Annotated in this window: 20 protein-coding genes; all 20 read right to left on the bottom strand. The window is 45.1% G+C overall.

Features of this window, described 5'->3' with window-relative positions:
• Positions 1-343: 343 nt before the first annotated feature.
• Positions 344-2,329, bottom strand: a complete 1,986-nt coding sequence (locus RCG22_RS16650; RefSeq protein ID WP_308103829.1) for a penicillin-binding transpeptidase domain-containing protein — start codon at positions 2,327-2,329, stop codon at positions 344-346.
• A gap of 199 nt (positions 2,330-2,528) precedes the next feature.
• Positions 2,529-3,353: a stage II sporulation protein SpoIIQ gene (gene spoIIQ, locus RCG22_RS16645; RefSeq protein WP_308107186.1), complete on the bottom strand. Its 825-nt coding sequence runs from the start codon at positions 3,351-3,353 to the stop codon at positions 2,529-2,531.
• A gap of 214 nt (positions 3,354-3,567) precedes the next feature.
• Entirely contained in the window at positions 3,568-4,605 is a 1,038-nt protein-coding gene (spoIID, locus tag RCG22_RS16640; protein WP_308103828.1) for a stage II sporulation protein D, read from the bottom strand.
• A gap of 260 nt (positions 4,606-4,865) precedes the next feature.
• Positions 4,866-6,176 (bottom strand): UDP-N-acetylglucosamine 1-carboxyvinyltransferase, encoded by a 1,311-nt coding sequence (murA, locus tag RCG22_RS16635; RefSeq protein ID WP_308103826.1) that lies wholly within the window; start codon positions 6,174-6,176, stop codon positions 4,866-4,868.
• Between the two features lie 32 nt (positions 6,177-6,208).
• Positions 6,209-6,988: a YwmB family TATA-box binding protein gene (locus RCG22_RS16630; RefSeq protein WP_308103823.1), complete on the bottom strand. Its 780-nt coding sequence runs from the start codon at positions 6,986-6,988 to the stop codon at positions 6,209-6,211.
• A 170-nt stretch (positions 6,989-7,158) separates the two neighbouring features.
• Positions 7,159-7,416, bottom strand: a complete 258-nt coding sequence (locus RCG22_RS16625; protein ID WP_098262295.1) for a DUF1146 family protein — start codon at positions 7,414-7,416, stop codon at positions 7,159-7,161.
• A gap of 240 nt (positions 7,417-7,656) precedes the next feature.
• Complete coding sequence (nuoN, locus tag RCG22_RS16620; protein WP_308103822.1) at positions 7,657-9,168, bottom strand: NADH-quinone oxidoreductase subunit NuoN; 1,512 nt, start codon at positions 9,166-9,168, stop codon at positions 7,657-7,659.
• A gap of 6 nt (positions 9,169-9,174) precedes the next feature.
• Positions 9,175-10,686, bottom strand: a complete 1,512-nt coding sequence (locus tag RCG22_RS16615; RefSeq protein ID WP_098262268.1) for an NADH-quinone oxidoreductase subunit M — start codon at positions 10,684-10,686, stop codon at positions 9,175-9,177.
• Positions 10,683-12,554, bottom strand: a complete 1,872-nt coding sequence (gene nuoL, locus RCG22_RS16610) for an NADH-quinone oxidoreductase subunit L (RefSeq protein WP_308103821.1) — start codon at positions 12,552-12,554, stop codon at positions 10,683-10,685. Before nuoL ends, RCG22_RS16615 begins: the two co-directional genes overlap by 4 nt.
• Before the next feature lie 79 nt (positions 12,555-12,633).
• Positions 12,634-12,948, bottom strand: coding sequence for an NADH-quinone oxidoreductase subunit NuoK (gene nuoK, locus RCG22_RS16605; protein ID WP_066248597.1), 315 nt, complete (start codon positions 12,946-12,948; stop codon positions 12,634-12,636).
• Positions 12,945-13,463: an NADH-quinone oxidoreductase subunit J gene (locus tag RCG22_RS16600; protein WP_308103820.1), complete on the bottom strand. Its 519-nt coding sequence runs from the start codon at positions 13,461-13,463 to the stop codon at positions 12,945-12,947. Before RCG22_RS16600 ends, nuoK begins: the two co-directional genes overlap by 4 nt.
• Positions 13,460-13,879, bottom strand: a complete 420-nt coding sequence (gene nuoI, locus RCG22_RS16595; RefSeq protein WP_088090191.1) for an NADH-quinone oxidoreductase subunit NuoI — start codon at positions 13,877-13,879, stop codon at positions 13,460-13,462. Before nuoI ends, RCG22_RS16600 begins: the two co-directional genes overlap by 4 nt.
• Positions 13,880-13,937: 58 nt before the next feature.
• The gene (gene nuoH / locus RCG22_RS16590; RefSeq protein ID WP_308103819.1) at positions 13,938-14,942 is read right to left on the bottom strand and encodes an NADH-quinone oxidoreductase subunit NuoH; all 1,005 of its coding nucleotides are present in this window, start codon (positions 14,940-14,942) and stop codon (positions 13,938-13,940) included.
• Positions 14,942-16,042 (bottom strand): NADH-quinone oxidoreductase subunit D, encoded by a 1,101-nt coding sequence (locus RCG22_RS16585; RefSeq protein ID WP_098262264.1) that lies wholly within the window; start codon positions 16,040-16,042, stop codon positions 14,942-14,944. The genes nuoH and RCG22_RS16585 overlap by 1 nt, the downstream gene beginning before the upstream one ends.
• A gap of 3 nt (positions 16,043-16,045) precedes the next feature.
• The gene (locus RCG22_RS16580; protein ID WP_308103818.1) at positions 16,046-17,308 is read right to left on the bottom strand and encodes an NADH-quinone oxidoreductase subunit C; all 1,263 of its coding nucleotides are present in this window, start codon (positions 17,306-17,308) and stop codon (positions 16,046-16,048) included.
• Positions 17,309-17,311: 3 nt separating this feature from the next.
• On the bottom strand, positions 17,312-17,824 hold the full coding sequence (locus RCG22_RS16575; protein ID WP_098262262.1) for a NuoB/complex I 20 kDa subunit family protein: 513 nt from the start codon (positions 17,822-17,824) through the stop codon (positions 17,312-17,314).
• The gene (locus RCG22_RS16570; RefSeq protein WP_066248618.1) at positions 17,815-18,189 is read right to left on the bottom strand and encodes an NADH-quinone oxidoreductase subunit A; all 375 of its coding nucleotides are present in this window, start codon (positions 18,187-18,189) and stop codon (positions 17,815-17,817) included. The genes RCG22_RS16575 and RCG22_RS16570 overlap by 10 nt, the downstream gene beginning before the upstream one ends.
• Positions 18,190-18,770: 581 nt before the next feature.
• Positions 18,771-19,178: a F0F1 ATP synthase subunit epsilon gene (locus RCG22_RS16565; protein WP_098262261.1), complete on the bottom strand. Its 408-nt coding sequence runs from the start codon at positions 19,176-19,178 to the stop codon at positions 18,771-18,773.
• A gap of 21 nt (positions 19,179-19,199) precedes the next feature.
• Complete coding sequence (gene atpD / locus RCG22_RS16560; protein ID WP_098262260.1) at positions 19,200-20,621, bottom strand: F0F1 ATP synthase subunit beta; 1,422 nt, start codon at positions 20,619-20,621, stop codon at positions 19,200-19,202.
• Positions 20,622-20,689: 68 nt separating this feature from the next.
• Complete coding sequence (atpG, locus tag RCG22_RS16555; protein ID WP_308103817.1) at positions 20,690-21,547, bottom strand: ATP synthase F1 subunit gamma; 858 nt, start codon at positions 21,545-21,547, stop codon at positions 20,690-20,692.
• Positions 21,548-21,564: the final 17 nt, after the last annotated feature.

Below are 21,564 nucleotides of genomic sequence, written 5' to 3'. Positions count from 1 at the left end.
CCGTGCGAGTTCGCTCTTATCGGTTGGCGGGTAGGTTAAGCGCCGGGTTTGATAAATAGACGGGAAAATTCCGCTTATTTAGAGAATAGCATTGAAAATGGCTTAAATAGACGGAGAAATTCCGCCTATTTAATCGAAAAACGTGAAAATGGAGGATTTTGCTTTGCTTAACCGGAAAATCTCCGCTTATTTACTCCGAAACGAGCTCCATTTTGAATTTAACCGGAAAATCTCCGCTTATTTTACTTCTGCTGGTTACGACACCGAACAGCGAAACTGAACAGCGAAACCGAACAGCGGTGCCTGATACCACCCAAATTCTCGGTGCCTGACACCACCCAATCTATCGCACCATCTCAAATACTCTCTTCACTTTTTTCACTGGCACCTGTGAACCGCCTCGGCCCTGGACATTTTCTATCATCATCGCTACCATCAAGTTCGGCGATTCTGTATTGTATCCGATGAACCAGCCATTTTCCGTACCGGTTTCTCCTTGCTTTTGTTTAATCTCCGCTGTTCCTGTTTTACCAGCGAGCGGATACCCCTTGATATCAGCGGCATGAGCTGTCCCGCCGGCATCGCCCACCACTTTCCGTAGATCGGCCGCAATCACTCCGGCGTGTTCAGCTGAGACCACCGCCTCTTTCAACACCTGGCCCTTTTGCTCCTCCGCCAACAGAATCGGCTTGACCATATTGCCTTTATTCACAAATGGCGTATATGCCGATAGCAAATGCACGATACTCATTTGGATTTGTCCCTGTCCGTACCCCGAATCAGCGAGCGCAATTTCCCGGTCCAGCGTGCCAATCGTTGATGTTTCAAGCGGGAACGGAAACGCCAACTCTTCCTCAAAACCAAATTTCTTCAGGCCGTCTGCGAACGCCTCTTTCCCCGTCTTCAACGCAGCCTGGGCGAAATAAATATTATCACTAAACACAAACGCCTTTTCTAAATTAACTGGCGCAGTCCCCGCATGGACCCTCGTCACAAAGTAACCGCCCCACGACTTATCCTTTTGCCACTTCTTCCCTAGAATCGGCACCGCCACATCCGGCGTAATCGCCCCGCTCGACAATGCCACCGCCGCCGTGATCGGCTTCATAACGGAACCCGGCGCATAGGTCATCCTAAAGCGTGTGGAAAGCGGCTGTTTCTTATTTTCCTGCAGCGCCTTCCACTCAGCCGCCGAAAAGCCAAGCATCGCTTGATTCGGGTCAAACGAAGGCGAGCTGACAAGCGCCAGTGTCTCACCCGTCACAGGGTTGATCGCCGCTCCTGTGCCTGCTTCCTTGCCGAGCTCATCATAAATAGCCGACTGCACATCCGCATCAATCGTTAGCTTGACCGTTTTTCCATCCTCGACCGGCTTTTCAGCGAGCAGCACCACCTCGCCGCTCTTCTTTTTAATCGTAATCTTCACGCCGGTCTTCCCCTTCAACTGCTCGTCATACACCTGCTCGAGTCCTCGTTTCCCAATCATATCATTGCTCGAGTAGCCCTTATCCTTGAGTTTGGTCAACTCATCCGCTGTAATCGGCCCCACATACCCAATCAGGTGCGCCGCCGCCTTCTCATACGGATAAATCCGTGCCTCCACCTTTCGCGTTTGCACGGGCTCGAGTGCAATCAACTGTGCAATCCGCTCCTCATCCTGCATCGCGACCCGCGCAAGCGGCACAAACAGCCCCGGCTTCACCCAACTTGCACTGAGCGCCTTCTTTATCTGCTCCGGACTCATTTTTAAAAGCGAAGCTAACGGCTCCAAAGTTTGATCCGTCACCTTCCCAGCCACCACGCCGACCTCATACACCTGACCATTCACCGCCAGCCCAATCTCATTGCGGTCGATAATCTCCCCCCGTTTCGGCGCAATCGTCTCAATCCCAATCGTGTCACCTTTCTGCATTTTTGGAAAAATGAACCCAGTATTCCAGTCCACATACCAATTCTTCTTGTCTGCTCGTTCCTCCTTCTGCAACTTCGCTTCATAGGTGAATTGAATAGGTCCCGCAATACTATTCATTTTCGCATCAAAAGAATAGTGGGCTTGTTCTTTTGATGCCTGCTTATCCTCTTTCGGTTTTTTGAAGTCAATCTTCAGGTCAGTAATCTGTAAGTCTTTGTAGATTTTATGATATCGGTTCGTAAATTCCTCTTTCGTGATGTTTTCCTTGGCATCCGCTGAAAGATAATCATACATTTGTTCGAACTTCTGCTCATTCCATAGAGCTATGTATTTTGCGAATCGATCCTGCGGCGTCGGTTCCTTACTGCAGCCGGCGACTAGTAAAACGAGAAGCAGGGCTGCTGCTATTTTTCTCAATGGAATCCCTCCTTTTCAAACATTCTTGGTGTCAGGCACCACAAAAAGACATATCCGGCAATTTGTCCATGGTAGACGGACGTTATACGAGTGTCAGGCACCACTTCTCTTAATTATACCGTGAATATACATAAAATGGGTAATTGAAAAATGAGTACAAAAAAAGAGGAAAGTATTCCCCTTCCCCTTTGTAACGTTTTTATGAATTTGCTTTTTCTGTAGAAGTAGATTCTTTGTCCACGTCAGGAGAGCTATCTGGATCTTCAATCATTTGCTCTTTTTCCTTCATTTGTGGAGTCTCTACGGATTCGCTTGCTTTGTCAGTCGAAAGTTCTGCTTCCTGTAACGTGCTTAACGATTTGTTAAAATAGTCACTAGGATTCACAGCAATTCCATCTTTGCGAATTTCAAAATGTACATGGGTTCCAGCTTTTTCATTGAACAAGCTTTGTCCAGCCGTGGCAAGAACTTGTCCCTGTTTTACTTCTTGGCCAACCTTGATCTTTATGTCTTTTACGGATTGATATTGTGTCACAATACCTTTGTCGTGTTCCACTTCAATGACATTCCCAAGGACTGCATCTTCATCAACTCGTGTGACCGTACCGCTTAATGATGCAACGACATTAAATGACTCATCGTCTTTCATGGTTACGTCAATCCCAGTGTTTGGTTGGTAGGTATTATTATAGAATACCAATGCCGCTTCCTGGTCTTCTGCTTTACCATTGAAATCATAGAATTTTGTTTTGACGATAGCTGCATCTGCTTTTTCCACAGGCATTTTGAAGTCTTCAAATGTTTTGCTAACTTCCATCGCTGGCTCTTGGTTCTTTTTACCTGCAATATCCGTGGATTTGTAATCGTATTTGTCTGACGCGTTGTTGCTAGTTTGATACCATAGAACTGCGCTCAAAATGATTGCTGCACTTGCAATATAAATGGCTGGAAATACCCAACGCTTTTTGAAAAAGCGTTTTACGCTGGAACTTTGAGAAGATCGTTTGTTTTCTTCCTCTCTCATTTTCATCACCTCAGCAATCATTCTGAACAGATAAGTAGAATTATATACACGGGGTGAAAAAAATTTTTTTAAACTTATTTTTTAACAGTGTCTATATTTTTATGCATGAAGTTGGAAAAATTATTTTTATTATATAGGGGGAATTTTGTAGGGGAACTTTTAAGTGGGCGCAAAAAGCCAGGCATCCCCCAGCCTGGCTCCCCTAACTTCCTATTTACTTCTTTGCGGTAACTGTATCTAGCATATGATCAGCCGATTTAATTTCCACGCCCTGATAGTAATGCTTGACGATTTCCCGATAATTCTTTCCTTCCATCGCCATGCCGTTTGCCCCGTATTGGCTCATTCCAACGCCGTGGCCGAATCCTTTAGTCGTAATTACGATATTGTCCCCCTTGCGTTTCCACGCAAAGTCAGAGGACCGTAGATCCAGTTTATCGCGGATATCCCGCCCACTCAAAACCTTCCCATTAAAATCAACCCTGCCAACCCGTTTGCCTTTGGTCCGATCAACAATTTTTCCAATCGTTGACCCCGAACGGAGCTTCACCCCAAGCCGTGCCTCAAACTGACTGACCGTCATGACCTTTTGACTATTAAATTTGGGAGATTTTTTATCCCAGGGACTTGAAACACTTCTCAGGTATGGAAATTTTCCTGACCAGTAATCTTCCGAGTTTTCCGTATACCCATTACTTGTGGAGAAGAACAAGGCATCAATTGGCTCGCCATCATAGGCCAGAATTTGCCCTGCGGTTGCCCGGACAGCCTTTAAGACCTTCTTTCTTTTCGTGTCGTAATCCATCCCCCATTCCCGTCTAAGTTCATCATCATTCATATAAACTTGATGGATTTGGGTGTCCGTTACCTGTGCACCTTTCGGAACACCGAGTGTATCCTTACTTAATAGCCGCTTCACGATATAGGTTCTCGCTGTTAGTGCCTGGGCCTTCAGGGCTTCTTCCTTAAACTCTGCGGGCATCTCAGCCGCCACCACACCAACGAGGTAATCTTCTAATTGTACATTCTCAATTTGAGATTTTGAGGTGCGAAAAACGGATACTTCGACGGCAGGATCTGCGGAAGCCGCCACCTCTGTCGCTTCTTTTCCAGGAGTCTTGGTTAAATCCTCCCCTAACTTTCCGCTCGCTCGGTGCTCATCTGAAAAGGGTAATACAAGGACTGCTGGAATAATTAATGTTAAGGCAATGAGGACTGCTGCTAGTACGACGAAAGGTTTGATTTTTATCATGATAGTGCCTCCAGTTTGCAAATTCACAGCCACACCTACTCCACGGCGGGATGCGTCTCAATTAATACATATGGAGGCGGACAAGCATTTATTACGAATTTTTTTTATAAAAAATCTATCGATTAAAATGGTGTCAGGCACCACACAAACACAAATCCGGCACCATTGTCCTTCAAACAAGGACACCCAGAAATGCAAAAAGGCCCGATGATTGTACATCAGGGCCCGTTGTTTTGCGAATACTCATTTTTAATGTAGTTCTAAGCGTTCATATCTGATACGTAGTCTTGGACTTCTGTGAACGTTTCGTCTGCTTCATTGATACGTTCGATGTCGGCGCCCAGGCTTGCTAGCTTGCCATGGAAGTTGACGTAGCCACGGTCTAAGTGTTTCAACTCAGTCACGCGTGTCATGCCTTCAGAAACCAAACCGGTTAGGATTAATGCTGCTGCGGCACGAAGGTCGGTCGCAGACACTTCCGCACCTTGTAAATTGGAAGAACCATTTAAAATAACAGAACGGCCTTCAATCTTGATGTCGGCATTCATGCGGCGGAATTCCTCAACATGCATAAAACGGTTTTCAAACACCGTTTCTGTAATCATCGAGGTGCCGTTTGCGCGAAGCAATAACGCCATCATTTGTGATTGCATATCGGTTGGGAAACCCGGATGCGGCATTGTTTTAATGTCGACAGCCTTCAAACGTTCGGTTCCGATGACACGTACGCCATCTTCTTCCTCCTGAATCGTAATCCCCATTTCAACCATTTTTGCAATCAATGAAGATAAATGTTCAGGAACTGCGCCCTTTACTAATACATTTCCGCCCGTAATCGCGGCAGCCACCATAAAGGTACCCGCTTCGATGCGGTCAGGAATAATATTATGGTCTGCGCCAAATAACACGTCCACACCTTCAATACGAAGGGTCCCAGTGCCAGCGCCGCGAACTTTAGCGCCCATTTTGTTCAAGAAGTTGGCAAGGTCAACGATTTCCGGTTCTTTTGCCACGTTCTCAATAATGGTGGTACCAACCGCAAGCGTTGCAGCCATCATAATATTTTCAGTAGCCCCAACACTTGGGAAATCCAAATAAATCTTTGCACCTTGCAAGCGGCCATTTACTTCCGCTTCAATAAATCCGTTTCCTACCTTAACCTTAGCACCCATGGCTTCAAAGCCTTTCAGATGCTGATCGATCGGGCGGGATCCAATTGCACAACCACCAGGCAGAGCTACACGTGCACGGCCGTTGCGAGCGAGTAATGATCCCATGACAAGCACAGACGCGCGCATTTTTCGAACGTATTCGAACGGCGCCTCATCCTTTAACACTCTGGATGCATCTACTACGACTGTATTGTTTTCAAATGATACTTCAGCGTTTAAGTTACGTAAAACTTCATTAATTGTGTATACATCGGAGAGTGTAGGTACATCACGTAATACACTTTTTCCGTCACTTGCTAATAATGTTGCAGCGAGTACAGGCAAGACAGCATTTTTTGCGCCTTCTACTTTAACAGTTCCATCAAGCCTTTTTCCGCCGCGGACGATAATCTTTTCCAAGAGTATTCCCCTCCGCGTCCATTTTCTCTATATTAATATTCAATCGTAATGATTGGTGTGCCAACTACGATGGTAGTCTTACCGCCCAATCCTTCGGAGCGTATCCCAATTTGTAAATTCATGTTATCTCTTTGATTTTCTATCGAGCCTGTAAACAACGGCGAATTCGCCGAAACAGACATGAATGTCTCCTCTTTTAACGCTTCGATCTCTTTTGCATTAAATACGGACAGCAAATGATTCGCTGTCTTAGGTAAAGCCTTATCAATCTTATCACCGACGGTACCTTTCATACAAGAGAAAATTGTTGGGTTTCCTCGAAATATGTCAGACAGCCTAGTTTTAAAATCAGAGGTGGTGAAAAAGGCCTCCGAAGACTTGTTCCACTCTTTACCACTGATACTATATACTATATACGCATTAACAGGTTGTTTTGTGTGGGTTACCATCAATTGAAGCTTTTCTCTGTGGTGTCTAGATGTTGGAGATATTGCTGTTACTTCCCATTTTTGACTGGTATTGTTAACAGACCATTCCCAATCAGGAAACTTTGCTTGAAGCTTTTTCGCATATTCCTTTACTTCCTGCTCACTCTTCATTCCATTTAAATGTTCTCTTGCATAAAAAGTCCACTCATCGAGCAAAATATTTTCTGCTTGTAAAATGGAGCCCATTTTCGTTAAGTCCATTTCGTTTTGAAAAATGGAACGGATTCCGCCACTATTCGCTTCAGTCGTTTGGTTTCCAATCACAACCAAGATTAAACTGATGATCGTTATCAAGCTCAAAAGAATCTGACTATTTCTCTTCATTTCTACTCCCCCTTCTTACCATTGTTACCGGTTGGAGGAATCGCATACTTGGGAAATGTCGTCACTTTTTGACACGATTCAAGCATTGTGGTCGTTCACACTGAAGTTATTTTTTCCACACAAAGACGATTGTACTCAATTTATCGTCAAATAGATACATGTATGAAGACCTAAATTTTTACCAATTGTATCGTTTGCATGATCAAAGGCAGCTGCTGCGACCATTGAAGATAATCAAGGAAAAAGTTACTAACAGATGAACCCATGATAATGGATAAAAATATGTAGAGTAACCGCGCCTGAAAGACATGGCCTGATTTCAGCAATTTTTCCAAACGAATCGCCTGTAATGCCCACCAGGCTAACGCGATAAAAATTAAATGAGACAGGATACTTAACATGGCAATCTGCCCAAAATCATTTATCACTCGGTAACCTCCTTTTTTCACATAAGGATTATTCTATCATATTTACGAGTGAAAAACGTATTAGTTTCTAAATTTTACTAGTTTTGTCCTAATTGCGTCTGAATTACAACAATTTAGTCAGAGAAGTAAAATTTACCAACAAAAAAAGAAGAGGTCCCCCAACCTCCTCTTCTCCCTGTATAAAACCCCTTTAATTTGACCGGCCGCCTTCCCCAAAGCAGCCTGCATCCACGTTACTGACTAGCTGAAAAAGTCTGCTAGAATATCCAGGTTATTTTGCATAAAATCGAACGCGATATTTGGCATAACTCCAAACAGAATCGATCCAACCACAGCAACGATCAACACGACAATGATTCCGAATGGAAGATTGAACTTGCTTTCATCACTTGCCGGACGGAAGAACATTTGCGTCATCACGCCGAAATAATAGAAGTACGAAACGACCGTTGTCGCAATCATCACAGATGCGAGCACATAATGCGGCGTTCCATAGAACGTTCCGATAAAGATGTTTAATTTTCCAATGAAGCCTGCGGTACCCGGAAAACCTGCTAACGAAACAAGCAAGATTCCCATGACAACGGCTAACACTGGTGAACGGCGATACAATCCTGCGAAATCCGCAATCTTTGTTGAGCCTGTCTTTTCCGACACCACTTGAATGACGGCAAAGGCACCAAGGTTCATCAACATATACGCAAGCAAGTAGAACCATATTGAATAAAACATATTCGAGCTAAGCGAAGTGAACGCCACTAAGATATAACCAGCATGAGCGATACTTGAGTAAGCAAACATCCGCTTAATATTCGACTGGCGAAGCGCGACCACGTTTCCGATGATCATCGTTGCCCCAGCGATAAAGGCGAGATAGTCTTGCATCTCCAGCAAAATCGGCTTACTTGGATCTCCGACCGATGCCGCTGAGCCAAATACCGTTAATAAAATACGTAGCACAATCACAAAGCCAGCTGTTTTTGAAACGACACTCAAGAAAGCAGTAACAGGTGTTGGTGCGCCCTGGTAAACATCAGGTGCCCACATGTGGAACGGCGCCGCAGCCAGTTTAAAGGATAACCCAACAAAGACAATCAAGAAGGCCAAAGTTAACAAATAGGCTTGTTGGCCATCCGAAACCGATGACAACCGACCAGCAATTTCAATCAGGTTCGTTGAGCCTGTCAAACCATACACATAGCTCATCCCAAACAAGGTAATCGCAGTCGAAATCCCGCCATTAATGACGTATTTCATCGCCGATTCGTTCGACTCTAAATTGTATTTGCGGATACCCGCTAAAATATAAGAAGAAACGGTTAACAATTCCAAACCGATAAATAACGTAATTAAATCGCCGCTTGATGTCATTATCATTGAACCAAGCAATGCCGATAAGAACAAATAGTAGAACTCGCCGTGATACTCCTCCAAGCCATCCTTTGCCTTGTAGCTGACGGCCAAGAATAAGACCAGACCCGAACCGGCAAGAAGCAATAATTTAAAGGCCATTGCGAAACTATCTAAGCGGAACGAATTATCCAAGATCGACGTCACAGGTCCGCCGACCATGCCAAGCACGGAAACAATCGCCGCTAAAATCGCCGCAATTCCGATCCAGCCGAGAATTTTTCGATCCAAATTTTTTGGCATAAATAAATCTAAAAGTGTAAGAAGTGCAGACACACCAAGGATGATGAACTCCGGCGTCATCGCGCTCCAATTAAATTGCTGCAAGGTACTAAGACTCATCCTTCATCACCCTCCTATCCCTAGCATGATGGTATCAAGTGTAGCTTTTAAAGGTGCGCTGAGGACACTTGGGTAAACACCAATTAACACGATTAACAACATCAAAATAACCACTGGCACGAATTCCACGCCTTTCAGATCAAGGACACCGGTAAATTCACGATGCGACTTGCCATACGTGATGCCTAACACCGCGCGCAGCAAGTAAGCCGCCGTCATGATAATTCCGATGGTACCAACCGCGGCAATCCACGGCATTTCTTTGAACAGACCAAGGAACGCCATAAACTCACTCACAAATCCGGACATCCCCGGCAAGCCAAGCGACGCCATCCCTGCAGCAAGCAAGAAGCCCGCGGCAATCGGCATACCCTTCGCCATTCCGCCCAAATTTTCGATGAGCGACGTATCGGTGCGTTCATAAAGGATACCTACCAAGAAGAACAACAGCGCGGAAATCAATCCGTGTGAAATCACTTGGAAAATTGCCCCTTGAACCCCAGCTTCATTCATCGCTGCAAGTCCGATTAACACGATACCCATATGGGAAATGGATGAATAAGCTAAAACCATTTTAAAATCTGTTTGAATGAACGCTAGAAACGCCCCGTAGAGAAGATTGATCACTCCAAGGACAGCAATTAACGTCGCAAGAGTCTTAAATTGCTCGGGAAAAATACCCATTCCAAAACGGATTAATCCGTACGCACCAATCTTCAGGAGAATCCCGGAGTGGATCATAACAACCGATGGCGGTGCTTGAACGTGCACCTTCAACATCCAGCTGTGTAATGGGAAAATTGGTAATTTTACACCAAAGGCAATTAATAAGGCAATGAACAAGCCAAGCTTTAAGTCGCCGGAGAGCGGCGCGCTTGGATCAGCCATGATTTGAACAAGTGTATCAATATTAGTTGTGCCTGTTTTTGCAAACAGAATCATAATGACGATCAGTAGGACAGCAGAACCCAAGCCGTTATAAATTAAGAAGCTGTAGGCTGCTTTTTCTTTTTCAAAATAACCCCATTTTCCGATTAAGAAGAAGGTCGGAATGAGCGTGATTTCAAAGAAGATAAAGAACAAAATTAAGTTTTCGGCCGTAAATACACCGAGCATACCAATTTCTAAGAGAAGGAAGAGCATAAAATAGCCTTTCCATTCCTTTTTCACAAACTTCGCCGCCGCAAGCGCAGACAGTGTCGCAACAACCGCTGTAAGGACGACCAGCAAGAGCTGGAAGCCGCCTAAGGCAAGTTCATAATTGACAGAGAAGAAGGGCTCGTCGACACCGGCCATGCCGCGGAATTGAATCCATGGCACCGACACCGAAAAGTCAGCTAAATCCTTGCCAAATTGATAATGAAGATAAGCCGCAAGTGCCAGCAGCAAGGCCGGCAGCGTGGCTAGAAAGCCAACCGCTTTAATCGCTTTTTCTGCTGATTTCGGCATAAGCGCCAAAACCACGATACCTAGTAAAGGGGAGAATACTAGGATTGAAAGAACAGCTGTTAAATTCATCGTAAGTACCCCCCTGTTAATGCAAAGATGACAACGAGTACCGCAAGTCCAATAAAGGCGACGGCACCGTACGTTTGAACCTGTCCAGATTGCAGCCTTGAGCCTGCTGCACCAAGACCTTGGACAATTCCGACTACGCCCTTGACAAGTCCGCCAACAAGGAAGACATCAATGAAGCGTAAGAAGTAACTGAGTCCTTTTGTGAACGCGACGACAGTCATTTGATAAAACTCGTCAACGTAATATTTGTTCGTTAAAATCGTGTGCAAGGTATCACCCGTACCGCTTAACCAGTTGCGCTTGAGCGAACGCTTGCTGTACATCAAGTACGCAAGGTAGATTCCCGCTAAGGAAACAACCGTTGCAGCAATCATGATCCATACTGGACCTTCGGCGTGACCATGGTGCGCTAGTGCTTCGTTGCCATCAACGAGCCAATCGCCAAGGAATGTTCCAAACCATGGTGTATTCACATAACCAGCAACAATCGCCAGGACACCAAGGAGAATCATCGGGTACGTCATGTTAGCTGGTGATTCATGCACATGCTTCTGTTCTCCGCGTGCTTCACCGGTAAATACCATGAAGAACAAACGGAACATATAGAAGGCGGTCATAAATGCAGCCGCAAGTGCGAGCAAGAAAAGGATTGGATGTCCGCCTTCCAATGCCGCTGCTAAAATTTCATCTTTTGAGAAGAATCCAGAAAGACCTGGGACACCGCTGATCGCAAGTGTTCCGATTAAGAATAATGGTCCAGTTAGTTTGAGCTTTTTCCAAAGACCGCCCATTTCCTCGATGTTCTGTGTATGTACCGCGTGGATGACAGAACCGGCTGCTAAGAATAGAAGCGCCTTGAAGAAAGCGTGTGTCATCAGGTGGAACACTCCAGCAACATAGCCTGCCGACCCTAAAGCAAGCATCATATAGCCAAGCTGTGAGACCGTTGAATACGCGAGAACGCGTTTGATATCCGTTTGTACAAGACCAATGCTGGCCGCAAAAATTGCCGTAAACGCGCCAATCACGGCAATCGTTAGAAGGGCGGTTTTGCTCGCTGCAAACAGCGGAAACAGGGCTGCAACTAAGTAAACCCCGGCAGCAACCATTGTCGCGGCGTGGATCAACGCCGAAACAGGCGTCGGACCTTCCATCGCATCCGGAAGCCACGTATGAAGCGGGAACTGACCCGACTTACCAACGGCCCCGATAAAGATGAGAATGGCGGTCAACGTAATCATGGTGCCTGACACCGCACCGGCATCAATGCTTGCGAAAATTTCGCTATATTCGAAGCTTTTGGTTTCCCAGAATAGCAGAATCATACCGATAAATAAGCCTACATCCCCGATACGGGTCATAATGAATGCTTTTTTCGCGGCAGCCTTCGCTTCGTCTTTGTAAAAATAAAAACCGATTAATAGGAAGGAACCGACACCGACAAGTTCCCAGAAAATATAGGTTTGCAGTAGGTTTGGTGAAATAACCAGACCAAGCATTGCAAACGTAAAAAGTCCTAAATAGGCATAGAATACTGGAAACCGCTCGTCCCCTTGCATATAACCCTTGGAGTAGGTATGTACTAAGAAACTTACGAGCGATACGATAAACAGCATTAATGCATTTAATTGATTCACTTCAAAGCCCGCTGTTAGATGCATATCTCCTATCGTGAGCCAATCAAATTTCGTAATGAAGGTTGGCTCAGAAAAGCGCTCGAATAATACCAAAATCGAGTAGACAAGCGATGCCAGTGTGAGAAGAATCCCCACATAAGCACTCGCCTCTTTCAGTCGCTTCCCGAAAAGAAGAAGGATCAAAAACGATAATAGCGGGAAAAGCGGTATGAGCCATGCATTCTCCATCATTATCACTATCCCCTTAGACACGGGCGGTGACAGGCACCACCCGAGTTTTGTCGAAAGTTATTTTATAAAAGTCTTTATGTTAGTTTTTCAATGTGTCCATTTCGTCGATATTGACGGTTTTTCTAGCACGGTAAAGTGAAATTAAGACGGCTAGACCAACTGCTGCTTCAGCCGCTGCGACGCTGATTGCGAACAGGGCGAAGATTTGGCCGGTAATCGACGGTGCCATTCCATATTTGCTGAAGGTTACGAGATTAATATTGACAGCGTTCAGCATTAATTCAATCGAAATGAGGACAATAACCGTGTTTCTTTTCGTTAGCGCACCGTATAAGCCGATGCAAAACAATATCAGTGCAAGTGCCAGGAAGGCTGAAGCGGGAACAGAACTCATTGATCGTCCGCCTCCTTCTTCTCATTTTTCGCTAAGATAATGGAACCGACAAGGGCGACTAATAGTAAAACTGACGTTAACTCAAACGGTATGATGTATTTTGAGTAAAGTGCTTTACCAATTTGCATCGTGTTATTCTCATGCAAGGTGGTCGGAACCTGTTCGATATTGAAATTGTAAATGCCAAGGTAAACCGCAGCCGCAAAGCCGAGAACCCCCAAAAAGACGAGGATTTTCCGCCATTTGCCTGTTTTTGGTTCATGTTCATCATCATGCTTCGTTAACATGATTCCAAAGAGCATAATGATGGTAATCGCACCTGAATAGATTAAGATTTGCACGGCAGCCACAAATTCAGCTGACAGCAGAACGTAAAGTCCAGCGATGGCGACAAAGGTGAAGATCAGCGAAACGACCATATGAACCACCTTGGTAAGGTTTAAAAGAAGCACACCGCCGATAATGGCAACAAGTGCGATTCCAATAAAAGCGAGGAATTCGCCTGAAAAGGTCATGGTTTATTCACCTGCCGTATGTTTTCGTCGTTTTCATCTAACCATTCTAGGTTTTTAAATAACATGTCACGGCTGTATTCAGCGAGCTCGAAGTTATTTGTCATGATAATTGCTTCGGTCGGGCAGACCTCTGTACATAGGTCACAAAGGATGCAAATCTCAAAGTTGATATCATAGGTATCGATGATTTTTCCTTTTTTCGTTGGATCCGGATGTTTCTTGCCCGTTAAATTAATACAATCGGTCGGACAGATATTCATGCACTGATTACATACAATACATTTCTCCGGATAAAACTTTTGAATTCCGCGGAACCGGTCTGGCAGTGGAAGCGGCTTGTTCGGATAATCGTACGTAACCTTTTCCTTCGTCAAGTTTTTCAGGGTATATTTCAAGCCTTTTGCTAATCCAAGCACGTTTTTCACCCCTTTTACGTTTTAAAGATGGTTTTTGGTGTCAGGCACCATAAATTTTTTAAAAGAATAACGATTTAATTAATGCTGTTAAGAATATATTCGCTAAGGCGATTGGCAGGAGGACTTTCCAGCCAAACTCCATCAACTTGTCGGCGCGGAAACGCGGTAGTGTTGCCCGCAGCCAGATATAGACAAAGACAACGACGCAAAACTTTAGCGAGAACCATACGGCACCTGGGATAAAGTCCAGAAAGCTGATGGGTGCGAGCCATCCACCTAGGAAGACAACTGTAATTAGGGCGGACATTGCGAATAAATACACATATTCAGAGAGCATAAAGAAGGCCCAGCGGAATCCGGAATATTCTACGTGGTATCCAGCGACTAGTTCGTTTTCCGATTCCGGCAGGTCGAATGGTGTCCGGTTTAATTCGGCAATGGATGCGATGAAGAAGACAACAAAGCCGATTGGCTGTAAGACAATGAACCAGCCGTGCTTCTGTGCTTCGACCATATCATTTAGATTTAAGCTTCCTGTTAGTAGGATGACACCTAGCACCGACATAACTAACGGGATTTCGTAGGAAATCATCTGGGCTGATGCACGCATGCCTCCAAGGAGAGCGTACTTGTTATTCGAGGCCCAGCCGCCAAGCAACATGCCGAAGGTGGTTAATCCGCTAACGGCAATATAATAAAGTAGGCCAACGCCTATATCCGCAAACTGAAAGGCGTCTGTGAATGGTATCGTCGCTAAGACCAAAAAGGATGGTGCGAAGGCGATGACTGGTGCAATGATAAATAATGGCTTGTCAGCTGCTTTTGGAATGATGTCCTCTTTTAGTAACAGCTTGAGGACGTCTGCGATCGTTTGTAAGAGTCCCCATTTGCCGCCGACCTGGTTTGGACCATGGCGCAGCTGCATGTAACCCAATACCTTCCGCTCTGCCAAAATTGCGTAGCAAACGAAAGCTAATACGAATAAAAGTAAGACAACGCCTATTAAAAAGAAAATCCCAAAGTTAGCCCAACCCGGACTTGACTGGAGCAATTCTTCTATCATTAGCCGTCAACCTCCCCAAGGACAATATCTACTGCCCCTAAAATAGCAATCATGTTTGCAATATTTTCGCCCTTTAATAGTTTCGGGAGAATTTGCAGGTTATAGAAGGATGGTCTTCTAAACTTTAAGCGGTACGGTTCTTTTTTGCCGTCGCTGTAAATATAGCAGCCAATCTCTCCGCGTGGTGATTCAATCCGGACAAAGGCTTCTCCTTTAGGTGCCTTAATGATCTTTGGCACTTTCGCCATAATCGGGCCTTCGCCTGGAAATTGTTCCACGGCTTGTTCCAGAATTTTTAACGATTCTTCAATTTCTTGCAGACGCAAATGATAGCGGGCTAAGCAATCACCGTCTTCTGAAGTCGGAACATCAAAGTTAAAACGATTGTAAACGGAGTATGGCTCATCTTTACGAAGATCCCATTTCACGCCGGTACTGCGCAAATTGGGTCCGCTTAGCGAATATTGGATCGCCTCTTCTTTTGTATACTTTCCGACCCCTTTGACACGGTCAAGGAAGATTTCATTTCCGCTGACTAGCTGGTGATAGCCTTTCAACTGGCCGCGCAGGTACGGAACAAAGCTGCCTACTTTTTCAATCCAGCCTTCAGGTGCATCCCACTTCACACCGCCCACACGCATATAGTTGAAGGTCAAGCGTGCCCCTGATAATTCGTTAAGCATATTGATAATCATTTCGCGGTCACGGAAGGCATAAATGAACGGACTAGTTGCACCAAGGTCAAGGATATAGGTACCCCAGGCCACGAGGTGACTGGCAATCCGGTTCAATTCCATCGCAATCACGCGTAAGAAATCAGCTCGTTCAGGAATTTCAATCCCCATCATCGTTTCAACGGCATGACAGAGGATATAGTTATTGGTCATCGAGGACAAGTAGTCCATCCGGTCGGTATAAGGAATAATCTGTGTATATTGCAGGTCTTCTGCTAACTTTTCTGTCCCACGGTGTAAGTATCCGATGACAGGCTTCGCTTCGGTGATGATTTCCCCATCAATTTTAACAACTAAGCGGAAAACTCCGTGCGTACTTGGATGCTGAGGACCGACGTTTAATATCATTTCTTCTGTTCTGATCATTGGTTACACCTCCACGTCGTACGGCTCATAATCTTTTCGCAGTGGATGGCCAACCCAATCTTCGCCTAGCAGGATGCGCCGTAAGTCTGGATGTCCCGGAAACTTGATTCCTAGTAAATCATAAGCTTCACATTCAGGCCATTCTGCGCCTGCCCAAAGTGGCTGCAAGGACTCGATTGTTGGTTCGCTGCGGTCAATCTTCACTTTGAGGGCGACGGACTGACGGTTTTTATATGAGAACAAGTGAACATAAACTTCCATATGTGTTTCAAAGTCTGATCCATGAAGCTCTGATAAATAATCGAATCCTAATAGCTCATTGTATTTTAAAAATTGAGCTACCTTATAATATGTATCACGCTTCGCCACAAGGGTTGGAACGTCCTTTGAGAGTTTATTAATATAAGAATCTTCTAGAACATCTGCTCCCAGATGCTCGGTAATGACCTTCACATACTTATCGAGGAATGCCTGGTTTACGGATGGCTTCGCTTCAGCTGCCGGGGCTGCTGGTGCATCAGCTTTTCCTCCCGCTGCGGCTGCTGCTTTTGCCTTCGCCGCTGCTACTGCCTTCGCTTTTGCTTTCGCAGCTGCAATTGCCTTCGCCTTTTCGTCATCGCCACCTGCTGGTGCTGAGTCTGAGTCGGCGCCTGTTCCTGCTTTCGCTTTCGCTGCTGCGGCTGCCTTTGCCTTCGCTACTGCCACTGCTTTCGCCTTGGCTGCTGCTACCGCTTTGGCCTTCGCATCGTCGCCTGCCGGGGCATTTTCACCTTCGGCTGTTTCAGCTTTAGTGGCTTCTCCACCTGTTAGTTCCATCGCTTTTTTCTTCGCTGCCGCAGCTGCTTTTGCTTTCGCTACTGCCGCTGCCTTTTTCTTCGCAAGATCATCACCGTCGGCTGATACTGGTGCTTCCGGTTCAGTTGGCGCGTTTGGTGCTGCAGTATCTTCGGCTGGGCCTGAGCCTCCTGCAAGCTCCATCGCTTTACGTTTTGCCGCCGCTGCAGCCTTCGCCTTCGCTACCGCCGCTGCTTTTTTCTTCGCAAGGTCATCTGAGTCACTAGCCGCGGGTGCTTCGGCATTTACAGATTCAGACGGAGTCGGTGCTGGCGTTTCCGCTTTAACAGGCTCTTCCACTGGTTTTTCCGCTGGCTTTGATGCCGGTGCGGCTTCCCCTAAGGCCTTTGCTGCTCGCTTTGCGGCTGCTGCAGCCTTCGCTTTCTCGACTGCTTCCCTTTTTAACTGATCAAGATCTTTTTCCCCACTCATCGGTTAGATCACCTTCTTCCCAGTCTTCGCTTCATAGCGAATCTTTTCCTTTAATTTATTGATTCCATAAATTAAAGCGGCTGGGTTTGGAGGGCATCCAGGTATGTAGACATCGACAGGAACGATTTGATCGACTCCCTTAACGACGGAATAAGACTTTACATACGGCCCACCTGCTGTCGCACAAGAACCCATCGCAATGACCCATTTTGGCTCAGGCATTTGGTCATACAATCTTCGTAAAATTGGTGCCATCTTCTTCGTCACAGTTCCAGACACAATCATACAATCGGACTGACGCGGTGACGTACGGAAAAAGGAGCCCGAACGGTCCAAGTCATAATTCGCACCGCCCACACCCATCATTTCAATCGCACAACAAGCCAGACCAAATGTCACCGGGTAGATCGAACTGCTTCGAGCCCAAGCTTTAATTTGCTCTAGCGTAGTCATAAATACACTTCGCTGTAACTCGGCCATTTCTTGTTGTGAAATGCCATCTAGTTTTAATTCCATCGGAGCACCTTCTTTTTCCAAGCATACACAAGGCCAATTAATAACATAATAACAAAAATCAACATCTCGATTAATGCAAAAATCCCCAGTTTATCATAGGCCACTGCCCAAGGATATAAAAACACGGTTTCTACATCAAAAATAACAAACATCAGGGCAAAAATATAATAGCGGACATTGAACTGTACACGGGAATCGTGAAATGGCTCAATACCGCTCTCATATGTGGTATACTTTGCATCACTTGGTTTATTCGGACGCAGAAGTTTACCTAAATATAACGCCACCACAGGCAGCAGCACCCCAAGACATAGAAACGCAAAAACAATCAGATAATTATTCTGATATACATTTAGAAGTTCCATGTCCATCCCCTCCAATGTTGTAAATTTTCATACTAATTAATATTGTAACCGAATTCATTATAGCATTGTTACAAACCCATGTCGACAAGCCAAATTCATAAAAGTTTGAATATAACGCCACTAATATTTCACATTTTAAGGCCCTTGAGAGCTCGCTTTCAAAAGAGGCTTAAAATAGGGAATTTTAGCAAATTGCAACGCTAGCTGAAGATGACGTGCTGAGACTTCGGATGCAGTTCGCTAGAACCAACTAACATCCAAAAAGGTTCGACAACAACCCCTATTAAACAACAAAATGTGAACACTGTCAGTGAGATTTGTCATTAAAAATTCACCGAATATCTCTTTTTTAGCCAAACCTTTTATTTTCCTAAAAAAGTAATTTACCAAACGAAGTCAAACACCATCTCACATTATCTAAACATGTCCCACTACCATCCTATTCACTCCCATCCATTTCATGCAAAAAACCACCCAAGCTATTAGGTAAAAGGCTCAAGCCAAAAATAAACTACAAAAAAACCCCTTCGGCAACAATCGAAATTGCCGCCACAGGGGTTCTACAGCTATATTTAATAAAACTACATTCTTCTTTCCGATACGGCGAGGCGATTGATGGCACGCTGCAAGGCAAGCTCAGCACGTCTAAAATCGATATGCTCGATATGCTGATCCTTCATCCGTTGTTCGGCACGTTCCTTCGCTTTTATGGCACGTTCCACATCAATTTCAGAAGCAAGTTCCGCTGATTGAGCTAAAATCGTCACTTGATCAGGACGGACCTCTAAAAATCCACCACTAACCGCAACAAACTCCGTTTTACCGTCTTTTTTGAGACGAACAGACGTAATTTCGAGCGGAGCAACCAACGGCATGTGGCCCGGGGAAATCCCCAAATCACCACTAGTTGCCTTGGTACTTACCATTTCAACATCTGATTCAAACACCGGGCCATCGGGAGTAACAATACTGACTTTAATCGTCTTCATTTTTTACCCTCCAGGCTCAGTTTAGACCTCAACGCCCATGCGTTTTGCATTCTCAAGCACATCTTCAATCCGTCCAACAAGACGGAAAGCATCTTCTGGAAGGTGGTCATACTTACCTTCAAGAATCTCTTTGAAACCACGAACCGTTTCCTTAACAGGTACATAAGAACCCGCCTGGCCCGTAAACTGCTCCGCCACGTGGAAGTTTTGCGATAAGAATACTTGGATACGACGCGCACGTTGTACCGTTAACTTATCATCATCACTTAATTCATCCATACCAAGGATTGCGATAATATCTTGTAACTCTTTATAACGTTGTAAAGTTGATTGTACTTGGCGGGCTACATTGTAGTGCTCTTCGCCAACAATATCAGGTGACAAGGCACGAGATGTGGAAGCCAATGGATCCACCGCAGGGTAAATACCCATCTCAGAAAGCTTACGCTCAAGGTTTGTTGTTGCATCTAAGTGAGCGAATGTTGTCGCCGGAGCCGGATCCGTATAGTCATCGGCTGGTACATAAATCGCTTGGATCGATGTTACTGATCCTAAGTTTGTAGAAGTAATCCGCTCCTGCAAACGACCCATCTCAGTGGCAAGAGTTGGCTGGTAACCTACCGCAGATGGCATACGGCCAAGTAGCGCGGAAACCTCAGAACCTGCTTGCGTGAAACGGAAAATGTTATCCATGAAGAACAACACGTCTTGTCCTTGCTCATCACGGAAATACTCAGACATGGTCAAACCAGTTAGAGCAACACGCATACGTGCGCCCGGCGGCTCGTTCATTTGTCCGAAAACCATTGCTGTTTTCTTGATAACGCCTGAATCCGTCATTTCGTGGTAAAGGTCATTACCTTCACGAGTACGCTCACCAACACCGGCGAATACGGAAATACCACCGTGCTCTTGAGCGATGTTATTGATTAATTCCTGGATTAAAACGGTTTTACCTACACCGGCACCACCGAATAGACCGATCTTACCACCCTTAATATATGGGGCAAGTAAGTCTACTACTTTAATTCCAGTTTCAAGAATTTCTACCTGAGTAGAAAGATTTTCAAATGTTGGTGCTTCACGGTGAATTGAATCACGGCGCTCAGTTGCTGGAATCGCTTCAGCAAGGTCAATTGTTTCACCTAATACGTTAAATACACGACCAAGTGTTACATCACCAACCGGTACAGAAATCGGTGCACCAGTATCTTCAACTTCTATTCCACGAGTTAAACCATCAGTGGTTGACATCGCGATTGTACGAACCGTATCATCACCTAAATGAAGAGCTACTTCAAGGGTAATGTTGATATCAACTTCGGAAGCATTACTCGCTTTACTTGAAATTTTCAACGCATTATAAATCGCAGGCAGATGACCGCTTTCGAACTTAACGTCAACTACCGGACCCATAATCTGAAGAACGCGTCCTTTGCTCATCGTTTTCCCTCCTAACTTACTCTTTCGCAACATTGGTGTCAGGCACCAGATTAGAATTAATCTAAACTCTATTCTAGCGCTGCCGCACCGCCGACGATTTCCGTGATTTCTTGGGTAATCGATGCTTGACGGGCACGGTTGAATACCAATGTATAGTGGTTTATTAATTCTTTCGCATTATCAGTTGCATTTCTCATTGCAGTCATCCGGGCAGCGTGCTCGCTCGCTTTGCTGTCTAATAGAGCGCCGTAAATCAAGCTCTCAGCATATTGAGGCAGGAGAACTTCTAATATTTCTTCTGCAGATGGCTCAAATTCATAGGAAATGAGCTTGTCAGAAGCGGTTAAATCCGATAGCGGAAGGAGCTTCTTCTCAAGGACTTCCTGTGAAATGGCACTTAGATAATGGCTGTAATAGATATATAGTTCATCGAAGGTTCCATCAGCAAACATTCCAACGGTTGCTCGGGTAATGTCTTGAATGTCAGCGAAGTTCGGCTGGGCCGGAATTCCGATTGTTTCAAGGATTACATTCATGCCGCGCTTGGTAAAAAAGTCACGTGCTACGCGTCCGATTGCAATGATGGCGAATTCATCATTCGATTTATGACGTTCTTTGATTGTTTGACTGACGCGACGTAACACGTTGCTGTTAAAAGCACCGGCAAGTCCGCTGTCAGAGGTCATCACAATGTAACCGGTTTTCTTAACAGGTCGATGTGTCAGCATAGGATGATTTACTCCGCCTGAGCCAATTGCAATCGATGCCGTTACTTCCTGAATTTTATTCATATAAGGAACAAATGCTTTTGCATTCACGACGGCCCGATTCCACTTTGCAGCAGAGGTCATTTCCATTGCCTTTGTTATTTGACTCGTCTTTTTCGTTGAATTAATACGAGTTTTTATCTCACGTAATGAAGCCATAGGTTCTCACCACCCTT

Origin of the sequence: Neobacillus nitrireducens (genome assembly GCF_030915405.1) — a bacterium.
In the GTDB taxonomy this organism is placed as follows: domain Bacteria; phylum Bacillota; class Bacilli; order Bacillales; family Cytobacillaceae; genus Neobacillus.
This window is presented reverse-complemented; position numbering and strand designations above follow the sequence as displayed.